Origin of the sequence: Providencia sp. TYF-12 (assembly GCF_041344805.1) — a bacterium.
GTDB classification, from domain to species: Bacteria; Pseudomonadota; Gammaproteobacteria; order Enterobacterales; family Enterobacteriaceae; genus Providencia; species Providencia huashanensis.
The window spans coordinates 280,776-297,065 of sequence record NZ_CP166833.1 but is presented as its reverse complement, the minus strand read 5'-3'; the positions used below and the strand labels follow the sequence as shown (position 1 = coordinate 297,065).

The following is a 16,290-nucleotide window of genomic DNA, read 5'->3' as shown; positions in this document are numbered from 1 at the left end:
TTACGTTAAATAGGCATCGCTATGAAATAATTGCGATGCCTATTATTTTTAATTAATTCACTTCACACTCGTTAATACACTTCAAAATACTCTTATACCCCAGCGTTTCAACAGCCCCACCGATTAAGAAAACAGGGCTAACTCAATGCTTCGTTGATCCACATCAAGTCAAATTGACGAAAAAAGAGGCTAAATAGAACAAAAGTAGATGATTATAATTCTCATTGTTAATTAGATTAATTTTTGTTGGGTTACGCTATCAAGTTATTGATACCCATATTTCTAGCAATAAGTATTGATATCATTATAAATTGAATTAATAGGAAGACACTATGGCTATACTTCCTCAATGCAGCTATAAAATAATTGGTTTTTCACCAGAGATAAGCCCCGCTTACCGACAAAAACTTCTTTCCCTTGGTTTGCTACCGGGTTCTGTATTTAAAGTCGTGCGCTTAGCGCCATTTGGTGACCCTGTGCAGATAGAAACGCATCGCGTGAGCTTAGTATTACGTAAAAAGGATCTCGCCCTGCTTAACCTTGATGAAGCGCCTACCGCTTAAGTATTCTTTTTATATTATTGGCAAACACTATGAAACGATTGACTATCGGCTTAATTGGCAACCCCAATGCAGGCAAAACGACCCTATTTAACCAGCTAACGGGCTCGAGACAACGCGTCGGTAACTGGGCAGGTGTCACGGTTGAACGCAAAGTTGGCCGCTTCCACACAGACGACCATAAGATTGAGCTTGTTGACCTTCCAGGGACTTATTCCCTCACCACAATTTCCGAGCAAACCTCACTAGATGAACAAATTGCCTGTTACTTTATCCTAAGTGGCGAAGCTGACATGCTAATCAATGTGGTGGATGCATCAAACCTAGAGCGCAACCTTTATCTTACATTACAGTTAGTTGAACTCGGTGTTCCTTGTATTGTTGCTCTTAATATGTTGGATATCGCACAAAGCCAACATATTGATATTGATATTGCTCAATTGGAGAAACAACTGGGTTGCCCTGTCATTCCAATGGTTTCAACACGTGCGACTGGTATTAATGAATTAAAGAAAACCATTGATACTCATCCACAAAATAGCCAAAAAGCCCTTGTCGAATATCCACCTCAATTATTACAAGCGGTAGACTCACTGTCAGATCAAATATCATCACAGCAATTTAGCCACCAACAACGCCGCTGGTTAGCATTACAAATCCTCGAAGGGGATATTTACAGCCGCCAACGTGCAGAAATAACAGAAGAGCAATTACTTTCGACACGCCAACAACTTAAAGAGAGTTTGAATGAAGAACCCGAGTTACTCATTGCAGACTCTCGCTATCAGTCTATTGCGACTATTTGCCATGCCGCTATTAATAATAGTGCTGCTGAACCCAACAAATTAACGCAATCACTGGATAGATTTATTCTCAGTCGCTGGCTTGGTGTCCCGATTTTCTTGTTTGTCATGTACCTGATGTTTGTATTAGCAATTAATATCGGAGGAGCGCTACAACCTTTCTTCGAGGGGGCATCAGAAGCCATATTTATTCATGGTCTCCAGTGGCTGGGAGATTATTTGAGTTTCCCTGATTGGCTAACCATCTTCCTTGCCCAAGGTGTTGGTGGTGGTATTAATACCGTTTTACCACTCGTACCACAAATCGGGATGATGTACCTATTTCTTTCAATACTCGAAGACTCCGGCTATATGGCTCGTGCGGCATTTGTAATGGACAGGCTCATGCAAGCACTGGGCTTACCCGGCAAATCATTTGTGCCCTTAATTGTTGGCTTTGGCTGTAACGTTCCTTCCATTATGGGCGCACGTACTCTTGATGCACCGCGTGAAAGGCTGATTACTGTTCTAATGGCACCATTTATGTCTTGCGGCGCAAGGCTGGCAATTTTTGCAGTATTTGCCGCGGCCTTTTTCGGTAAAAACGGCGCTAGTGTTGTCTTTTCCCTGTATATTTTAGGGATTGTGGTCGCTATCCTGACAGGATTGCTACTCAAACACACTTTAATGCGCGGTGAAGCCTCCCCTTTCGTTATGGAATTACCGGTTTACCACGTTCCTCACGTCAAAACGTTACTGATCCAAACTTGGCAACGCTTGAAAGGCTTTGTGGTACGTGCTGGTAAGGTTATCGTCGTTGCCAGTATCTTTATCGGTGCATTAAACAGCTTCTCCTTCTCAGGTAAACCCGTTGATAATATTAATGATTCGGCACTGGCTTCGGTCAGTAAAGTTATCACGCCTGCATTACAGCCAATCGGCGTTCACGCGGACAACTGGCAAGCCACCGTCGGATTAATCACGGGAGCAATGGCCAAAGAAGTGGTCGTGGGTACATTAAATACCCTGTATACCGCCGAAGCGATCACCGCCGAACCATTTGATGCTGAATCTTTCAATTTGTGGGAAGAGTTAGAGGATGCGGTATCCGATACTTGGGATAGCTTAAAAGAAACCTTTACATTAAGTGCGCTATCGAACCCTATCGAAGCCAGTAAAGGGGACGGTGAGATGGAGTCAGGCTCTATGGGTACCATGGCGGCGAAATTTGGTTCTGGCATCGCGGCTTATAGTTATCTAATTTTTGTCTTGCTATATGTGCCTTGCGTATCTGTGATGGGGGCTATCGCTCGCGAAACCAATAAAAGCTGGATGAGTTTTTCCATTCTTTGGGGGCTCAATGTGGCCTATAGCCTTTCTGCGCTGTTTTACCAAATAGCGACATTTAGTGAGCACCCACAAAGTAGCTTAATAACTATTATTGCGGTAGTTGCTTTCAATCTTGTTTTATTTATGTTCTTACGCCGTGTCCGTAGTCGGGTCACATTGAATATAAAAAGTAAAACTGCGGCGCAATGCTCTGGATGTTCAGGCAATGCCTGCCACTAAGGAATAACGTGATGGTCAGCTTGTTACAAGTTCGAGATTTAATCGCCTTATATGGGCAAGCTGACATCACTTTACTGAGTGAGCGCCTCAATACCCCAATTCCGTTAGTCCAAGCCATGGCTGAAAAGCTAGTGAGTCTAGGCAAAATTGAAAAAGTCGATGTGAGTGCTTGTTTGACAGGTAGCAGTTGCAAGGGTTGCCCCGAAAGCACCGACTGTGCGCACTTTGTGTATAAGATAAAGTGAGGCACCTTGAAGGAATGTCATAAACCTGCAATTCTTTTTATCGCATAGTTGAATTCTTAAAAAACCAGACCTCTGCCGGAATATTGGGGTTTAGTTTGTGTCAATAAATCATTAACCATCATCGATTCCTTTTGAAGTAAGGGGATAACATAAAGTGCTGTAATAAAAAGCCTGCTATGGAACTATAGTTAGCAGAATATACGCTTTAAAAAATCCCCTTAATGACTGATGGTTCTATTTACTCTTCCAATCGGCTTTGAAAGTCACATAAATACTCACAAAACTCATCAGGATGTGAAATAAACGGGGCATGAGCGCTATTGCGCATAATCACAGACGGAGAGTGTGGATAAAGCTCGTCCAATACGGGCACCACTTTACGTGGGACAAGCCCGTCAAGATAACCATAAATGCGTAAGAATGGCACTGGCAGTTTTTTCAATTCCTCACGCAAATCTTCGGTACGTAATGACTCAAGCCCCGCATTTAGCGTTTCTACCGTCGGAATAGGCTGCTCGAGAACAACTGATTTTAGCAACTTTGCATCATTTCTTGCGCTTTCTGTCCCAAGCGTTTGCAGTGCTAGAAAACGTTCAACGGTGCGGTGGAAATCAGCGGCGAGCTGATGCTCAAAACCTAATAAAACCTCAGGTCTGATCCCCGCCCAGTTACTGCCATCGGCTTTAAAACAAGGGGATGATGCTACTGTTATTAGCCCTGTCACTTCATAGGGATGGTCAAGAGCGATACGACTTGCCACCAGCCCCCCCAATGACCACCCTAACCAAATGGCATTTTTCGGAGCCTGTGCCCATAAAATATCCGCCATAGATTGAATACTCATTGGCGGAAAGCCTTGGCTACGACCGTAACCAGGTAAATCAACCAAGTGAATACGAAAATGCGAAGCGACCCGCGGAATAATGGTTTGCCAAACTTGCGCATTCAGCCCCCATCCGTGTAGTAACACAATATCTTGCTTTCCATCGCCAACGGTCTGCCAATATAACTTTGTCATGGTTACACTCTCTTCGTTCATTTCTTAGTCGAATATTTTTAACAGGACATTACCATGCTAACAATGGAAGGGGTCTGTTGGCTATGCCACCAATCACTAAAATTAAGTCATCAGGGCATTTGTTCATTTTGCCTCAAAGGGTTACCGAAAATGCCGGTGAGTTGCTCTCGTTGTGCTTTGCCCTGTGAGCTGCCTATTAATGAATGCGGTCGTTGCCTAAAGAGCCCCCCAGCTTGGCACCAGTTGGTCACTGTAACACCGTATCAAGCCCCATTACGTAAACTCATTCATTGTTTTAAATTTAATAAACAGCCACAACTTGCCTTTTCCTTAGCCCGAATTTTTGTTTTATTTTGGCTCACTGGTTACCGCCATCATCAATGGCAAAAACCCGATTTAATCATGACTATTCCCTTACATCGCCGTCGGTTATGGTTTCGCGGCTTTGATCACATGGCCTTAATTGGTGAAATATTGTCCAGATGGTTAAATATTCCCTATTCACAAAATTCATTATTACGCAGTCATGATACACTGGCACAGATTACACTAAAAAGAGAGCATCGCCGAGCTAACCTTAAAGGTGCATTTACCTTAGAAACGTCAGTTTCAGGCCTACATGTCGCTATTATTGATGATGTTATTACCACAGGTTCTACAATGAACTCCGCAGCAAAATTGTTGATTTGTGCGGGTGCGCATACTGTTGATGCGTGGTCACTCTGTCGCACCTTGTAGGAAAGGGGTAAATGGGCGTATTATAACCAACTAAAGCAGTCAACTATTATTGAGCAAATGATTATGATTAATATTACTGAAGCAGCACAGGCTCATTTTGCCAAGTTGTTGGAAAATCAAGAGCCAGGAACCCAAATCCGTGTATTTGTCATCAACCCAGGTACACCAACAGCAGAATGCGGTGTGTCTTACTGCCCACCGGGTGCCGTTGAAGCAACAGATAAAGAACTGAAGTTCGAAAAATTATCTGCTTATGTTGATGAAATTAGTGCCCCATTCTTGGACGATGCTGAAATTGATTTCGTCACTGACCAACTGGGTTCACAACTAACGTTAAAAGCACCAAACGCAAAAATGCGTAAAGTCTCTGATGATGCGCCATTAATTGAGCGTGTTGAGTATGTTTTACAATCACAAATAAACCCTCAATTAGCCAGCCATGGCGGCCGTGTTTCTCTGATGGAAATCACCGATGATGGTTTTGCTATCCTACAATTTGGTGGTGGTTGTAATGGTTGTTCTATGGTCGATGTCACCCTCAAAGAGGGTATCGAAAAAGAATTACTAAAAATGTTTGATGGTGAGTTAAAAGGCGTTAAAGACCTAACTGAGCACCAACGTGGCGAGCACTCTTTCTACTAATTGCCATTGATGTCTGGCACCTGTTTTTCTGCTTACAGGTGCCTAATTTTATCTTTTATGGGGGTTTCCCCACTATATTCGGTATTTTATGGACCATTTCGAGACACTAACACCCGAGCAAGCCTATCAACATTGGTTAGAAGGCACTGCTATACTTGTTGATGTACGTGATCCACAAAGCTTCCGTGCAGGCCATGCAAGTGGGGCTTATCACCTTACCAACGAGTCACTCAGTCAGTTTTTGGAACAAACGGATTATGAACAACCCGTCATGGTCATGTGTTACCACGGGCATAGCAGTCAAGGTGCTGCACAATATCTGATCAACATCGGCTATGAATCTGTTTACAGCATTAATGGCGGGTTTGAAGCTTGGTTAAGGGAATATCCACAAGCCGTCACGGCGCTCTAGATGAGAAAACGTATTCATGATCCACATCACTTCTTTTGCTAACCCGAGAATGGCGCAAGCATTTGTTGATTACATGGCAAGCCAAAATATTCATTTAAAAATGCAACCATCGCAGGAGCAACCGCTATTTGAACTTTGGTTAGAAGATGACCAACATCTTTCTCAAGTACGCAAAGAACTCGATATCTTTTTACAAGACCCTAACCACCCCCGCTATCTAGAAGCTAGTTGGCATACCGGTAGTGCAGATACCCAATTTCAGTACCGAAATTATCTCACATGGAATTACCTAAAAGAGCAATCAGGCCCTTTAACTATCGCTGTTATTGTGTTGTCGATTATTGTATATCTTTGGGTAGAAATAACAGATGCGCGTGAAGTTTTACGTTACCTAGCTTGGCCAATTGGCGACCAACAATCTGAACTTTGGCGCTGGTTTAGCCCTGCATTGGTGCATTTTTCGTTATCGCACATTGGCTTCAACCTTGCATTATGGTGGTTCCTTGCTGGGCAAGTTGAACGAAAACTGGGAACAGGGAAACTCTTCACCATTCTATTGGTCTCAGCCTTATTCAGTAATTGGGGTCAATCACTATTTAGTGAAAATAATTTTGGCGGCTTATCTGGTGTGGTATATGCCTTGGTTAGCTACGTTTGGTTAACCGGCGAACGCCGGCCAGAAAGTGGTATCAGCATCCCACGGGGGCTAATGATATTTTCAATTATCTGGCTCTTTTTCGGTTACTTCGATATTTTAGGGATGCATATTGCCAATGCCGCACATACTTCAGGGTTAATTATCGGCTTATTGATGGGAGTATGGGATAATAGGCAAAGTTTCAAACACCAGAGCTCCAGATAAAACATTTTAATAATTAGAGGCCAACGCTGTGAAACAAACCCAGAGACATGATGCAATCGTTGAACTTGTGCGTCTTCAGGGATATGTCAGTACTGAAGAACTTGTCGAACATTTTGAGGTTAGCCCTCAAACCATCCGACGAGACCTCAATGACCTCGCTGAACAAAATAAAATTCAGCGGCACCATGGCGGCGCGGCACTACCTTCAAGTTCCGTAAATGCCGCTTATAACGACCGTAAAATTATGTGGTCAGATGAAAAAGCGCGTATTGCACAACATGTCGCTAGTCAAATCCCTGATGGCGCCACATTATTTATTGATATTGGTACGACGCCTGAAGCGGTCGCCCATGCGTTAGTGAATCATAAAAATTTGCGAGTAGTAACCAATAACTTGAACGTTGCTACTCTATTGATGCCAAAAGAAGACTTTCGCTTAATTTTAGCGGGAGGTGAAGTCCGTTCCCGTGATGGCGGAATTGTTGGTGAAGCCACGTTGGATTTTATCTCTCAATTTAGGTTGGATTATGGCATTCTTGGTATTAGTGGTATTGATATGGACGGCTCCTTGCTTGAGTTTGACTACCACGAAGTTCGTACCAAACGCGCAATTATTGAGAATTCACGCTGTGTCATGTTAGTCACCGACCACTCTAAGTTTGGCCGTAATGCGATGGTTAATCTCGGTAACATGAACTTAATCGATTACCTATTCACCGACAAACAACCACCTGATAGCATTCTCAAAGTGATTGAACAACATAACGTCCAGCTCGAACTTTGCTAATCAAATCATTATGTTCATGATGGCAGCGCACCAGCCTGCCATCATGCTTCTGAATATCTGCCCCTCGCTTTAATTTTTTATATCCTCCGTTCCTTGTTCTTTTTCGCTCGAAACTCAAATTTCCCTTTGTAAATAACATTATTTTAAATGTGGGTATTGAAAAAAGTTTGTTACCAATATCACGCACTTGTTATTTTTTCTTCATTATTAGTTGGCATACTAATGGAATTTGATTACAATCAAATGAGCGAAAACGAACATTATTGAAAGTGTTTCGAACATCTCAGGGGGATGCATGGAAACTAAAGACTTGATTGTCATCGGCGGCGGGATCAACGGCGCTGGTATTGCAGCAGACGCTGCGGGTCGTGGATTATCGGTATTACTGCTCGAAGCTCAAGACTTAGCGAGTGCAACTTCATCTGCGAGTTCAAAACTGATCCACGGTGGCTTACGCTACCTTGAACATTACGAATTTAGGTTGGTAAGTGAAGCATTAGCAGAGCGTGAAGTGCTGCTACGCTTGGCTCCGCATATTGCTTTTCCAATGCGTTTCCGTTTACCTCACCAACCCCATTTACGCCCAGCTTGGATGATCCGTATTGGTTTATTTCTATATGACCATTTGGGAAAACGCGTCAGTTTACCAAGCAGTAAAAGTTTAAAATTCAACCAAAACTCCGTATTAAAATCTGAATTAACCAAAGGTTTTGAATATTCGGACTGTTGGGTTGATGATGCGCGTTTAGTTGTGTTAAACGCTCAAGAAGTAGTACGTAAGAATGGTGAAGTTCGTACTCGCACAAAAGTAACTCGTGCTTATCGCGAAAATGGCCTATGGGTGGTTGAAGCTCAAGACTTACGTACTGGTGAGACCCACACATGGAAAGCTAAAGGGTTAGTAAACGCGACAGGACCTTGGGTAAAAGAGTTCTTCGATGATGGCTTGAAACTGAAATCACCCTACGGTATTCGTTTAATCAAGGGTAGCCACATTGTGGTTCCTCGTGCACACGACGAACCACAGGCATATATTTTACAAAACGAAGATAACCGTATTGTATTTGTGATCCCTTGGATGGATGAATTCTCAATCATTGGTACCACTGATGTGGAATACAAAGGTGATCCGAAAGATGTCAAAATCGATGAAAACGAAGTTAACTATTTACTGAAAGTATATAATGACCACTTCAAAAAACAGCTAACGGTTAGCGATATCGTTTGGGATTACTCAGGTGTTCGTCCACTATGTGATGACGAATCTGATTCACCACAAGCCATCACTCGTGACTACACATTAGATATTCACGATGAACAAGGTAAAGCCCCATTACTGTCTGTATTTGGTGGTAAATTAACGACTTATCGAAAATTAGCCGAAGCCGCTGTCAATAAGCTCGCCACCTACTACCCGAATGCAGGTAGCCCTTGGACTAAAAATGGTCAATTACCTGGCGGGGATATTGAAGGTTGCGACCGTGACGGCTATGCACGTGTACTGCGCCAACATTATCAATGGCTACCTGAAGGCTTAGCCCTGCGTTTTGCCAGAACTTACGGTAGCAACAGTAAATTAATCCTTGAAGGTGCGAATTCACTCAGTGATCTCGGTGAAGCCTTTGGTGCCAATGTTTACGAGGCTGAATTACGTTATTTAGTTAAACATGAATGGGTAACTGAATTAGATGATGCTATCTGGCGCCGTACTAAGCTCGGTATGTGGCTAAATGATGAAGAAAAACAACGTATTGCACAGTGGTTATCAGAGCATTCGCTATCTGAGCGTGCTTCTGTATAACGGCAAAATATCATGACTCGCTAAACAATGTTTCCCTAGATTAGGGGCTTTTAGTTAAGTGACTTGTAAGGCCTGATTTTACTGTTCAACAGGGGTCAGGCCTTTTAATTTGGCGCTATATCACTGACAAGGTAACTTTGATGATACCTTACTACCTTAGTTCCCTCTCATTTATGCCATGTCATCCGTTTTTTTGAAACCTAATCCTAATAAAGTACATATCCCTATTGAATCAAAATACCCCTTAAATTTTACTCGTCACATCTAGGCCTAACGTCATCTTACGGGACGCGCACGCATGCTGTTAGTTTAGTGCGTAAGCAACCGTGAGTTCACTTTGACCTCAACCCCATATCTGATAATCTGTGCTTATAAATATCTATTGATAGTTAAATATAATGATAAATAAGTTTAAAAACCTAAAGTTCTTTGAAAACGAACCACTAGTTCATCATTTAAACTACACACTGACAGAAACCGAGGTGAAGAACATACTGAATGGTTGGCTACCCTTATGTATGGAAGATAAATGGCTCTCTTATAGTGAAGAGGGTTATGTTTATGTTCATCGAAGCTGGACTGGGCATTTGATGTATAAGTTTGCCATCCGCAATAATGTTATCAATAGTGTGGAAATTGCGATGGATGATTTTGTCGATATGACCAACGAAAGAAAAATAGAGGTTTTCTTATCGCTCTTACCCCATTTATCAAAAGAGCATTCAAATGACTGGTCGTAGTATGAGGTTTCTGTAAAGGCGCTGCGGCTCTATCTTAGCCCCTAGAAAGAGGGAGTGGTGAGAAATCAACGCGCCTAAAGTCGCCAACAAAATTGGACACTTTATCGCTAAACAGCTTATAATACCCATTCACCTTACCAAATTACTCAACTTAGTAGGTACGCCCCACGATGAATTAAGCACTGCCAGAAAATATTTTCCAATACCAATTTGGTATTCATTTTTCTGTTCCTGGCAGGCAACCACTTTCATCGACGCTTATTGATAAGTCAACAACGTTGTCTGTCCTCGCAATTTTGGAGGTGCATATGACTGTTGCTTGTCACTTTTCACAACTTAATATTGAATTTAACCAAACCGCCCTATTTCCCCCACTGAGCGGGACTTTATCTTGCCAAAAAAACGCCTTAATCGGGAATAATGGCACTGGTAAGTCGGTTTTAATGCGACTTCTTGCACAAACTCTCCCCCCTACACAAGGTAACGTGCACTGGAATATTCCCTTTCTCCACGTCGATCAGTTAACTCGATTAGCGGGTGATACATTGGTTGATGCTTTAGGCATCTCTGAGATTTATTATGCATTTGCCCGCATTGAATCAGGAAATGGCACCTTTGATGATTTCGAACAGGTTGAAGATAAATGGCATTTGCCATCTCAATGGGAAAATCTATTGGACTCAGCCAGACTACCCGTTTCCATGGAAACCCCTATTGCATCTTTAAGTGGTGGCGAACGCACACGTCTCGCCCTTTGCCGTGCTTTTTTGCAGAAAAATAGTTTTCTATTACTTGATGAACCCGATAATCACTTAGATGCGCAGAGTCGACAATGGCTAAGTGAAAAGTTATCTGAACATACCGCTGGGTGCTTAGTTATATCGCATAATCGGGCATTGCTCGGGGAGATGGACGCCACCTTTGAGCTAACCGCTAAAGGGTTGTATGAATATGGAGGGAATTATGACTTATACGACACTCAGAAAAACTTCGAAATAGCGGCAATTGATGCACAAGCCGAACGTTTAGAAAAACAAATTAATCAAGAGAAAAAACAACAACAGATCACATTGAAAAAAGCGGCTCAACGTAAAAAACAAGGAGAGAAGATTCGTTATGGTGGTTCTCAATCCTTGTTACTACTTGATATGCAGAAAAATCGTGCCGAAAAAAGGCAGTCAAAAGTTGCCGACCGCCATCAGCGCGTCATGGATAACTTACAAAATCAGCAACAAGAAAACCATGAAAAAATTCGCCATATCAAACCGCAAAAAATGGCGATTAACTACCAAAGTGAGGGAAGAAAAGTAACCGTTTTCGCTTCTGAATTAATGTTACCTTATGGCCATTCATCACCACTTTCATTCACTATATACAGTGGAGAACACTGGCATATTCAGGGCAACAATGGTTGCGGGAAATCCACGTTACTCAAAGTATTAATGGGGTATCTTCCGGCGGTCTCAGGAGAATATCGTTTAAGTGGCACAGTGTGTTATTTAGATCAGCATTTGAGTTTACTGGATAAATCCTTGCCGGTTGGGGAAGCACTTCATCAATACCAACCATTATTCTCCGTTGAACAATGGCGCACACAGCTTGGTATGCTACGCATTCGAGGGGAGAAATCATTACAGCCACTAACACAACTTAGTGGCGGTGAACAATTGAAAGCCACCTTGTTAGCGCTCACTCATAGCCCTAACCCGCCGGCTATTTTGTTACTTGATGAACCCGATAACCATCTGGACTTGGACTCAAAACAGTTACTTGAGGACTTACTCAACGATTATCAAGGTAGTTTATTACTGGTTTCTCATGATGAAGCATTCATTGAACGGTGCAATATCACCAACACGTTAACTCTCTCTGATGATTAACACTATTGGCCACCATAACCCACGGTGGCCAATTTTTAACGAATAAAGGTGTTTTTTACTCGGCTAGACACCAAAAAATAGGGGACCCATAAGGCGCAGTAGAAACTCCCATTAATCGCTGTAATCACATTCGAATAATTAACTTCAATACCGAATGTATAGGGGAAAACAAAGCGAGCCACAATAATCATCACGGTATACAGTAACATGGTAATGATAAATAACCATTTCGCGCTTTTTTTCCATTTTGCTGCAGCAATAAATGTCCACAGAAACAAGGCTATCAAAACCCCATAGCCTGTTTGTAACAGGTAAAACCCTGTCGAAAAACCAGCAACATAAAAGTCAGAATCAGCTTGTGTCGCTAATGGCCAAACGGTTTTTACTTGTGCAATATCTAGCAATAACATCATGACCGTTTTGTATAACATGTAAAATAACCCTATAACGGGTAAAATCAACCATCCACTGACCCCTTGTAGTGGTTTTTTCGCAACCGTCTGAGAAACACCTTGTACTATTGGCTGCCCTATTTGAGTGGTTGATTGGTGCGTATCCATTCCGATAACCTTTATGAGTTTTGCATTTTTTGTTCAATAAATGCTTTGAGTATAATAGCCTGATTATGTTGCGTGTCTTTTGCACTGTATAATAACGTTAAACTCCCCTGCTTTGCTTGTGAAACTAACGGCTGCCATGCCGTTGTATGGTTTAATTCTTGCAGGTAGTGCTCGGTAAATTGTACAAATTGATCAGTGTGTTGATGAAACCATTTTCGCAATTCATTTGTTGGTGCGACATCTTTATTCCATTCATCATGCTGTAAGTCGGTTTTTTTGATCCCCCTTGGCCATAGCCGGTCAACGAGTACCCGGTAACCATCGTCATCTGCAACAGGGTCATAGACTCTTTTACACTTAATCATCATGCCTCCTGCTTAATAAATTATCGTTGAAACAACACAAACTAGTTCACAAACGTATTTTTAACGCGTCTTGATACTAAGAAATAGGGTATCCAAATAGCGCAACCAATTAAACCTCTGAATATATCCTTAATATCTGAGGCATCCACCGCTATACCTAACAAACTACTCGCTAATAGAATATCCGTGATGGTCAAAGCTAAGGAAAAAAGCTGGAAAAAAATATACACTTTAATCGTCAACATTTTCTTAGTAAAAAAGACGTAGCAAAGAAAAAGTAAGACAGCATATAAAATAACGTTACCTAGCACTTCGAAGTAAATCAGCTCTTTAAATAACGGAATAAATGAATCGGATTGTGGGTTAGTTAGTTCATGCCAATATTCGATCACTTGGGCATTTTGGCTATAAATTACAAAAGGGAGCACAATAAGAGACAGCACGATCCCTAACATAGGCAAAATTAGCCACCCACCAATCCCTTTTAGTTCAGGGGTAGGTTTTGGCGGTGATGTCGAAGTACTATCTGGTAAACTCCCATTTTCAATTTTCATCTACACGTCCTTATTAGAGATAACCATCATGTCATTACAAAAATAATAGACTTAAGTAAGATAGCATATTTAATTAATAAAAAATGAGTAACTAAATGCGCTTAATCACAATATATAGTGAATAAAGAAAAATCCTATAAGGTCTTAATAATGAAAACATTTTTAGTTAAACTCCCCCTACCCTCACATTATCTTTCTAGTGATTTCTTCGCCTTTCATCTTAGAGACCAACAAAATGTCGCAGAAATTGTTGAAGGAAATACCTTGCACAAAGGATTAATCTGGCAACAACAAGCTGCAAAATTAAATTTAATGATTAAAAATCAGCAAGCAACGCTATCACTGGAAATTGACTCGCCAACCGTTATACCTCAAGAGTCTGAGCTTCATTCTCTCGCAAAACATTTATTAGGATTAAACCAACCAGTTGAACAGTTTGAAGCGCAATACATGACAGACCCAATAATTGGGAAACTGATTAAAAAACAACAGGGATTAAGAATTTATCAATCAGCTAATGCCTTTGAAGCCTTAGTTTGGGCTATTATTGGTCAACAAATCAGTGTTCATGCCGCAATTGCAATTCGCCGAAGATTTATCCAAGCAGTTGGGCTTCAACATACCTCAGGAATTTGGTGTTTTCCGGATGTACTGCAAGTTTCTCGAGTTAGTGACGATACCCTTCGCCAAGCAGGGTTTTCAATTGGTAAAGTCGTTGCTCTGAGAGCGCTTTGTGACGCAATAGAGAACCAACAAATTGACTTATCACAGCAAATAAACCATGAGAACGTAAATTTCATCACTGAACAACTATTACAAATTAAAGGTATTGGTCCTTGGACGGTTAGCTATGCACTCCTTCGTGGATTTAATTACTTAAATGGCTCTTTACATGGCGATGTTGCGGTCAGGCGTAATTTGCAAACGTTGCTGACTAAACAAGAGCCACCAACGGCTAAGGAAACAGAAAAATGGCTAACACAGTTTTCTCCTTGGCGAGCCCTTGTTGCCGCCCATTTGTGGCGTAGTCAATCTGCTGCGGGTTATTAACCCTCAGCTAAAAGTTAAGGTAATGACCTGATTTAATTCATTTTGGCCTTATGTTTTATTATCTGAATCGCTTAAATTTTATCAGGTAATAATTATGGATAATTTCAATGTGGGTGCAAACCATTTACATCATGTTCAAGGTGACAGGCTTTTTGACGATGAACTACCTAACGAAGCCGACGAAATATGGGGCCATATAAGAGAATGGTTCTCTCCCAAATTAGAACCCCTTGCATATGAATGCCTTAATGATTTTTATCATGGTGATCTATTAGTCACACCGCCTGAGCAACTTGAAAGCTTTTTGACATTAAAATCATTAGCTTCACAAGGGCATCAAAACAATTTTACGACAGAATATGTAAGGGGAATGGAGGCCGCTGAGTGCACTATAATAAACGCCACTCATGGTCTAGCTGAGTCTGTCCTCATACCATTAAGTGAACCTGAATATTTGGGGAGTTTGGCAGACTTTACAGCAAGAAGGTAATTCCTTTTCACTTATTAAATATTTTTCTTGGAAGGCCATACCGCTTTAAATTTAAGGTCATCCCCTGATTTGATTTCTTATAACTTTATATTTATATCGCCCAGAAATAACCAGTATTTATAAGGGGGTAACATTGAATAATTTTAGCATTGGTCATAATAGCAACCAAATTAATAGTATTAACAATCATATAGGTACATTCCAATTAAATACTCTATGGCAAGCAATAGAAGAATGTTTTCCACCAGAAACTCATGAACGAGCAAATGAACACTTTAATAATCTTTTTTCGAATGCTAGGTTACAACCGAATGAGCAACTAGCAATTTTTTTGACATTACAATCATTAGCTTCACCCAGTACCCAAAGTAATTTTAGAACTGGCTATTATTCAGGAACAAATACCGTTACCTGCACCATAGATACTTTTCGTCAAAATGGTTCCATGTGCATGGATATACCATTAATTGAACGCGATTATCATGCTGAACATCTTAATTTTGCTTTAAATAGCTGGGTAAATAACGCGCCGATAGGAGAGAACCGAAATGAGGCTGCCGATATAATACAACGATGTTTTGCGCAAAATAGCGATAATATTGATTTATCAAACCAGAATATTAGTAGTTTACCCACTTTTCTACCGCCTAATTTGCGTTCGCTTAATGTGGCTAATAATCAGTTAACCTCCCTGCCCATATTTTCAGACTCACTAATAACATTAAATCTTTCTCATAACCAGCTAACGAGTTTGTCGAGTCTTCCTGAAGATTTAGAACGATTAAATATCGCTAATAACCAGTTAACCAACTTACCAAGACTTCCACTTTATATGGTTAGCTTACAGGCCAATAATAATCAATTAACCAACATGCCAATGCTGCCATACGCTTTATCTGATTTAAACGTATCGAATAATCAGCTGACTTACCTACAAACAAGCCAAACACCGCTAATAACCTTAGATATTTCTCATAACCAGTTTACTCAGCTTCCCTATCTACCCCCTACCCTAAGGGAACTGTATGCATCCCATAACCCATTAGTTAACAGCCCTATCATTCCTGCTGGTTTAGATTCTGATTTATAACGCAGTACCAGAAACAACAGATTTGCTGAGCCATAAAGTCGATATCTGAAGGGGAAATTTAATCCTAAAGCCACGTTACTCTGACTGACTCGTAAACAGTCACGGTGCCACAAACACAGAAGCCCAACTCAGGCGAATTGGGCTT

General features: G+C 41.3%; 18 protein-coding genes. 14 read left to right on the top strand and 4 right to left on the bottom strand.

The genetic code is table 11. From position 1 onward, the window contains the following. Positions 1-332 precede the first annotated feature (332 nt). The 3 genes from feoA to ABE954_RS01385 are packed head-to-tail and all read left to right on the top strand — an operon-like array spanning position 333 to position 3,156. Complete coding sequence (gene feoA / locus ABE954_RS01395; protein WP_048605471.1) at positions 333-563, top strand: ferrous iron transporter A; 231 nt, start codon at positions 333-335, stop codon at positions 561-563. A 29-nt stretch (positions 564-592) separates the two neighbouring features. Further along, complete coding sequence (gene feoB / locus ABE954_RS01390) at positions 593-2,911, top strand: Fe(2+) transporter permease subunit FeoB (RefSeq protein ID WP_129466936.1); 2,319 nt, start codon at positions 593-595, stop codon at positions 2,909-2,911. Between the two features lie 11 nt (positions 2,912-2,922). After that, positions 2,923-3,156 carry a FeoC-like transcriptional regulator gene (locus ABE954_RS01385; protein ID WP_042847763.1) on the top strand — a complete coding sequence of 78 codons (234 nt, stop codon included), beginning with the start codon at positions 2,923-2,925 and terminating at the stop codon, positions 3,154-3,156. A 238-nt stretch (positions 3,157-3,394) separates the two neighbouring features. On the opposite strand, the gene bioH is transcribed toward ABE954_RS01385, so the two are convergent. Next, positions 3,395-4,174: a pimeloyl-ACP methyl ester esterase BioH gene (gene bioH, locus ABE954_RS01380; protein WP_131680894.1), complete on the bottom strand. Its 780-nt coding sequence runs from the start codon at positions 4,172-4,174 to the stop codon at positions 3,395-3,397. 54 nt (positions 4,175-4,228) lie between these two features. Between bioH and ABE954_RS01375 the strand changes: the two genes are divergently transcribed. The 8 genes from ABE954_RS01375 to ABE954_RS01340 all read left to right on the top strand — a co-directional run bounded on the left by ABE954_RS01375 (position 4,229) and on the right by ABE954_RS01340 (position 12,036). Continuing rightward, positions 4,229-4,912 (top strand): phosphoribosyltransferase family protein, encoded by a 684-nt coding sequence (locus tag ABE954_RS01375; protein WP_272663704.1) that lies wholly within the window; start codon positions 4,229-4,231, stop codon positions 4,910-4,912. A 63-nt stretch (positions 4,913-4,975) separates the two neighbouring features. Beyond that, entirely contained in the window at positions 4,976-5,554 is a 579-nt protein-coding gene (nfuA, locus tag ABE954_RS01370; protein ID WP_042847770.1) for a Fe-S biogenesis protein NfuA, read from the top strand. 88 nt (positions 5,555-5,642) lie between these two features. Then, complete coding sequence (gene glpE, locus ABE954_RS01365) at positions 5,643-5,966, top strand: thiosulfate sulfurtransferase GlpE (RefSeq protein WP_042847772.1); 324 nt, start codon at positions 5,643-5,645, stop codon at positions 5,964-5,966. A 16-nt stretch (positions 5,967-5,982) separates the two neighbouring features. Beyond that, positions 5,983-6,828, top strand: a complete 846-nt coding sequence (gene glpG / locus ABE954_RS01360) for a rhomboid family intramembrane serine protease GlpG (RefSeq protein ID WP_042847773.1) — start codon at positions 5,983-5,985, stop codon at positions 6,826-6,828. A 28-nt stretch (positions 6,829-6,856) separates the two neighbouring features. After that, positions 6,857-7,615, top strand: a complete 759-nt coding sequence (locus tag ABE954_RS01355; RefSeq protein ID WP_004262881.1) for a DeoR/GlpR family transcriptional regulator — start codon at positions 6,857-6,859, stop codon at positions 7,613-7,615. 295 nt (positions 7,616-7,910) lie between these two features. After that, entirely contained in the window at positions 7,911-9,416 is a 1,506-nt protein-coding gene (gene glpD / locus ABE954_RS01350; protein ID WP_131680895.1) for a glycerol-3-phosphate dehydrogenase, read from the top strand. A 398-nt stretch (positions 9,417-9,814) separates the two neighbouring features. Continuing rightward, positions 9,815-10,156 carry a hypothetical protein gene (locus tag ABE954_RS01345; protein WP_196299261.1) on the top strand — a complete coding sequence of 114 codons (342 nt, stop codon included), beginning with the start codon at positions 9,815-9,817 and terminating at the stop codon, positions 10,154-10,156. A gap of 308 nt (positions 10,157-10,464) precedes the next feature. Further along, positions 10,465-12,036 (top strand): ATP-binding cassette domain-containing protein, encoded by a 1,572-nt coding sequence (locus ABE954_RS01340; protein ID WP_210814124.1) that lies wholly within the window; start codon positions 10,465-10,467, stop codon positions 12,034-12,036. Positions 12,037-12,071: 35 nt separating this feature from the next. Here ABE954_RS01340 and ABE954_RS01335 read toward each other — a convergent pair whose 3' ends face one another. Genes ABE954_RS01335 through ABE954_RS01325 form a run of 3 tightly spaced genes read right to left on the bottom strand, consistent with a single transcriptional unit; the run spans position 12,072 to position 13,515 of the window. After that, a complete protein-coding gene (locus tag ABE954_RS01335; protein WP_080750921.1) occupies positions 12,072-12,596 on the bottom strand; it encodes a DUF2569 family protein in 525 nt (174 codons plus the stop codon). 11 nt (positions 12,597-12,607) lie between these two features. Further along, positions 12,608-12,961: a DUF488 domain-containing protein gene (locus ABE954_RS01330; RefSeq protein WP_042847782.1), complete on the bottom strand. Its 354-nt coding sequence runs from the start codon at positions 12,959-12,961 to the stop codon at positions 12,608-12,610. Positions 12,962-13,002: 41 nt separating this feature from the next. Next, entirely contained in the window at positions 13,003-13,515 is a 513-nt protein-coding gene (locus ABE954_RS01325) for a DUF2569 domain-containing protein (protein ID WP_129466933.1), read from the bottom strand. Between the two features lie 150 nt (positions 13,516-13,665). Between ABE954_RS01325 and ABE954_RS01320 the strand changes: the two genes are divergently transcribed. The 3 genes from ABE954_RS01320 (at position 13,666) to ABE954_RS01310 (ending at position 16,145) form a co-directional block, all read left to right on the top strand. After that, the gene (locus ABE954_RS01320; RefSeq protein WP_042847786.1) at positions 13,666-14,565 is read left to right on the top strand and encodes a DNA-3-methyladenine glycosylase; all 900 of its coding nucleotides are present in this window, start codon (positions 13,666-13,668) and stop codon (positions 14,563-14,565) included. A gap of 94 nt (positions 14,566-14,659) precedes the next feature. Next, the gene (locus ABE954_RS01315) at positions 14,660-15,055 is read left to right on the top strand and encodes a hypothetical protein (protein ID WP_042847787.1); all 396 of its coding nucleotides are present in this window, start codon (positions 14,660-14,662) and stop codon (positions 15,053-15,055) included. Positions 15,056-15,188: 133 nt separating this feature from the next. Continuing rightward, positions 15,189-16,145 carry a leucine-rich repeat domain-containing protein gene (locus ABE954_RS01310; RefSeq protein WP_129466931.1) on the top strand — a complete coding sequence of 319 codons (957 nt, stop codon included), beginning with the start codon at positions 15,189-15,191 and terminating at the stop codon, positions 16,143-16,145. Positions 16,146-16,290: the final 145 nt, after the last annotated feature.

Bases quoted from the DNA above. Each gene is read 5' to 3' on its own strand.
- feoA (WP_048605471.1), top strand. From the start codon at position 333: ATGGCTATACTTCCTCAATGCAGCTATAAAATAATTGGTTTTTCACCA.
- feoB (WP_129466936.1), top strand. From the start codon at position 593: ATGAAACGATTGACTATCGGCTTAATTGGCAACCCCAATGCAGGCAAA.
- ABE954_RS01385 (WP_042847763.1), top strand. From the start codon at position 2,923: ATGGTCAGCTTGTTACAAGTTCGAGATTTAATCGCCTTATATGGGCAA.
- bioH (WP_131680894.1), bottom strand. From the start codon at position 4,174: ATGACAAAGTTATATTGGCAGACCGTTGGCGATGGAAAGCAAGATATT.
- ABE954_RS01375 (WP_272663704.1), top strand. From the start codon at position 4,229: ATGCTAACAATGGAAGGGGTCTGTTGGCTATGCCACCAATCACTAAAA.
- nfuA (WP_042847770.1), top strand. From the start codon at position 4,976: ATGATTAATATTACTGAAGCAGCACAGGCTCATTTTGCCAAGTTGTTG.
- glpE (WP_042847772.1), top strand. From the start codon at position 5,643: ATGGACCATTTCGAGACACTAACACCCGAGCAAGCCTATCAACATTGG.
- glpG (WP_042847773.1), top strand. From the start codon at position 5,983: ATGATCCACATCACTTCTTTTGCTAACCCGAGAATGGCGCAAGCATTT.
- glpD (WP_131680895.1), top strand. From the start codon at position 7,911: ATGGAAACTAAAGACTTGATTGTCATCGGCGGCGGGATCAACGGCGCT.
- ABE954_RS01345 (WP_196299261.1), top strand. From the start codon at position 9,815: ATGATAAATAAGTTTAAAAACCTAAAGTTCTTTGAAAACGAACCACTA.
- ABE954_RS01340 (WP_210814124.1), top strand. From the start codon at position 10,465: ATGACTGTTGCTTGTCACTTTTCACAACTTAATATTGAATTTAACCAA.
- ABE954_RS01335 (WP_080750921.1), bottom strand. From the start codon at position 12,596: ATGGATACGCACCAATCAACCACTCAAATAGGGCAGCCAATAGTACAA.
- ABE954_RS01330 (WP_042847782.1), bottom strand. From the start codon at position 12,961: ATGATTAAGTGTAAAAGAGTCTATGACCCTGTTGCAGATGACGATGGT.
- ABE954_RS01325 (WP_129466933.1), bottom strand. From the start codon at position 13,515: ATGAAAATTGAAAATGGGAGTTTACCAGATAGTACTTCGACATCACCG.
- ABE954_RS01320 (WP_042847786.1), top strand. From the start codon at position 13,666: ATGAAAACATTTTTAGTTAAACTCCCCCTACCCTCACATTATCTTTCT.
- ABE954_RS01315 (WP_042847787.1), top strand. From the start codon at position 14,660: ATGGATAATTTCAATGTGGGTGCAAACCATTTACATCATGTTCAAGGT.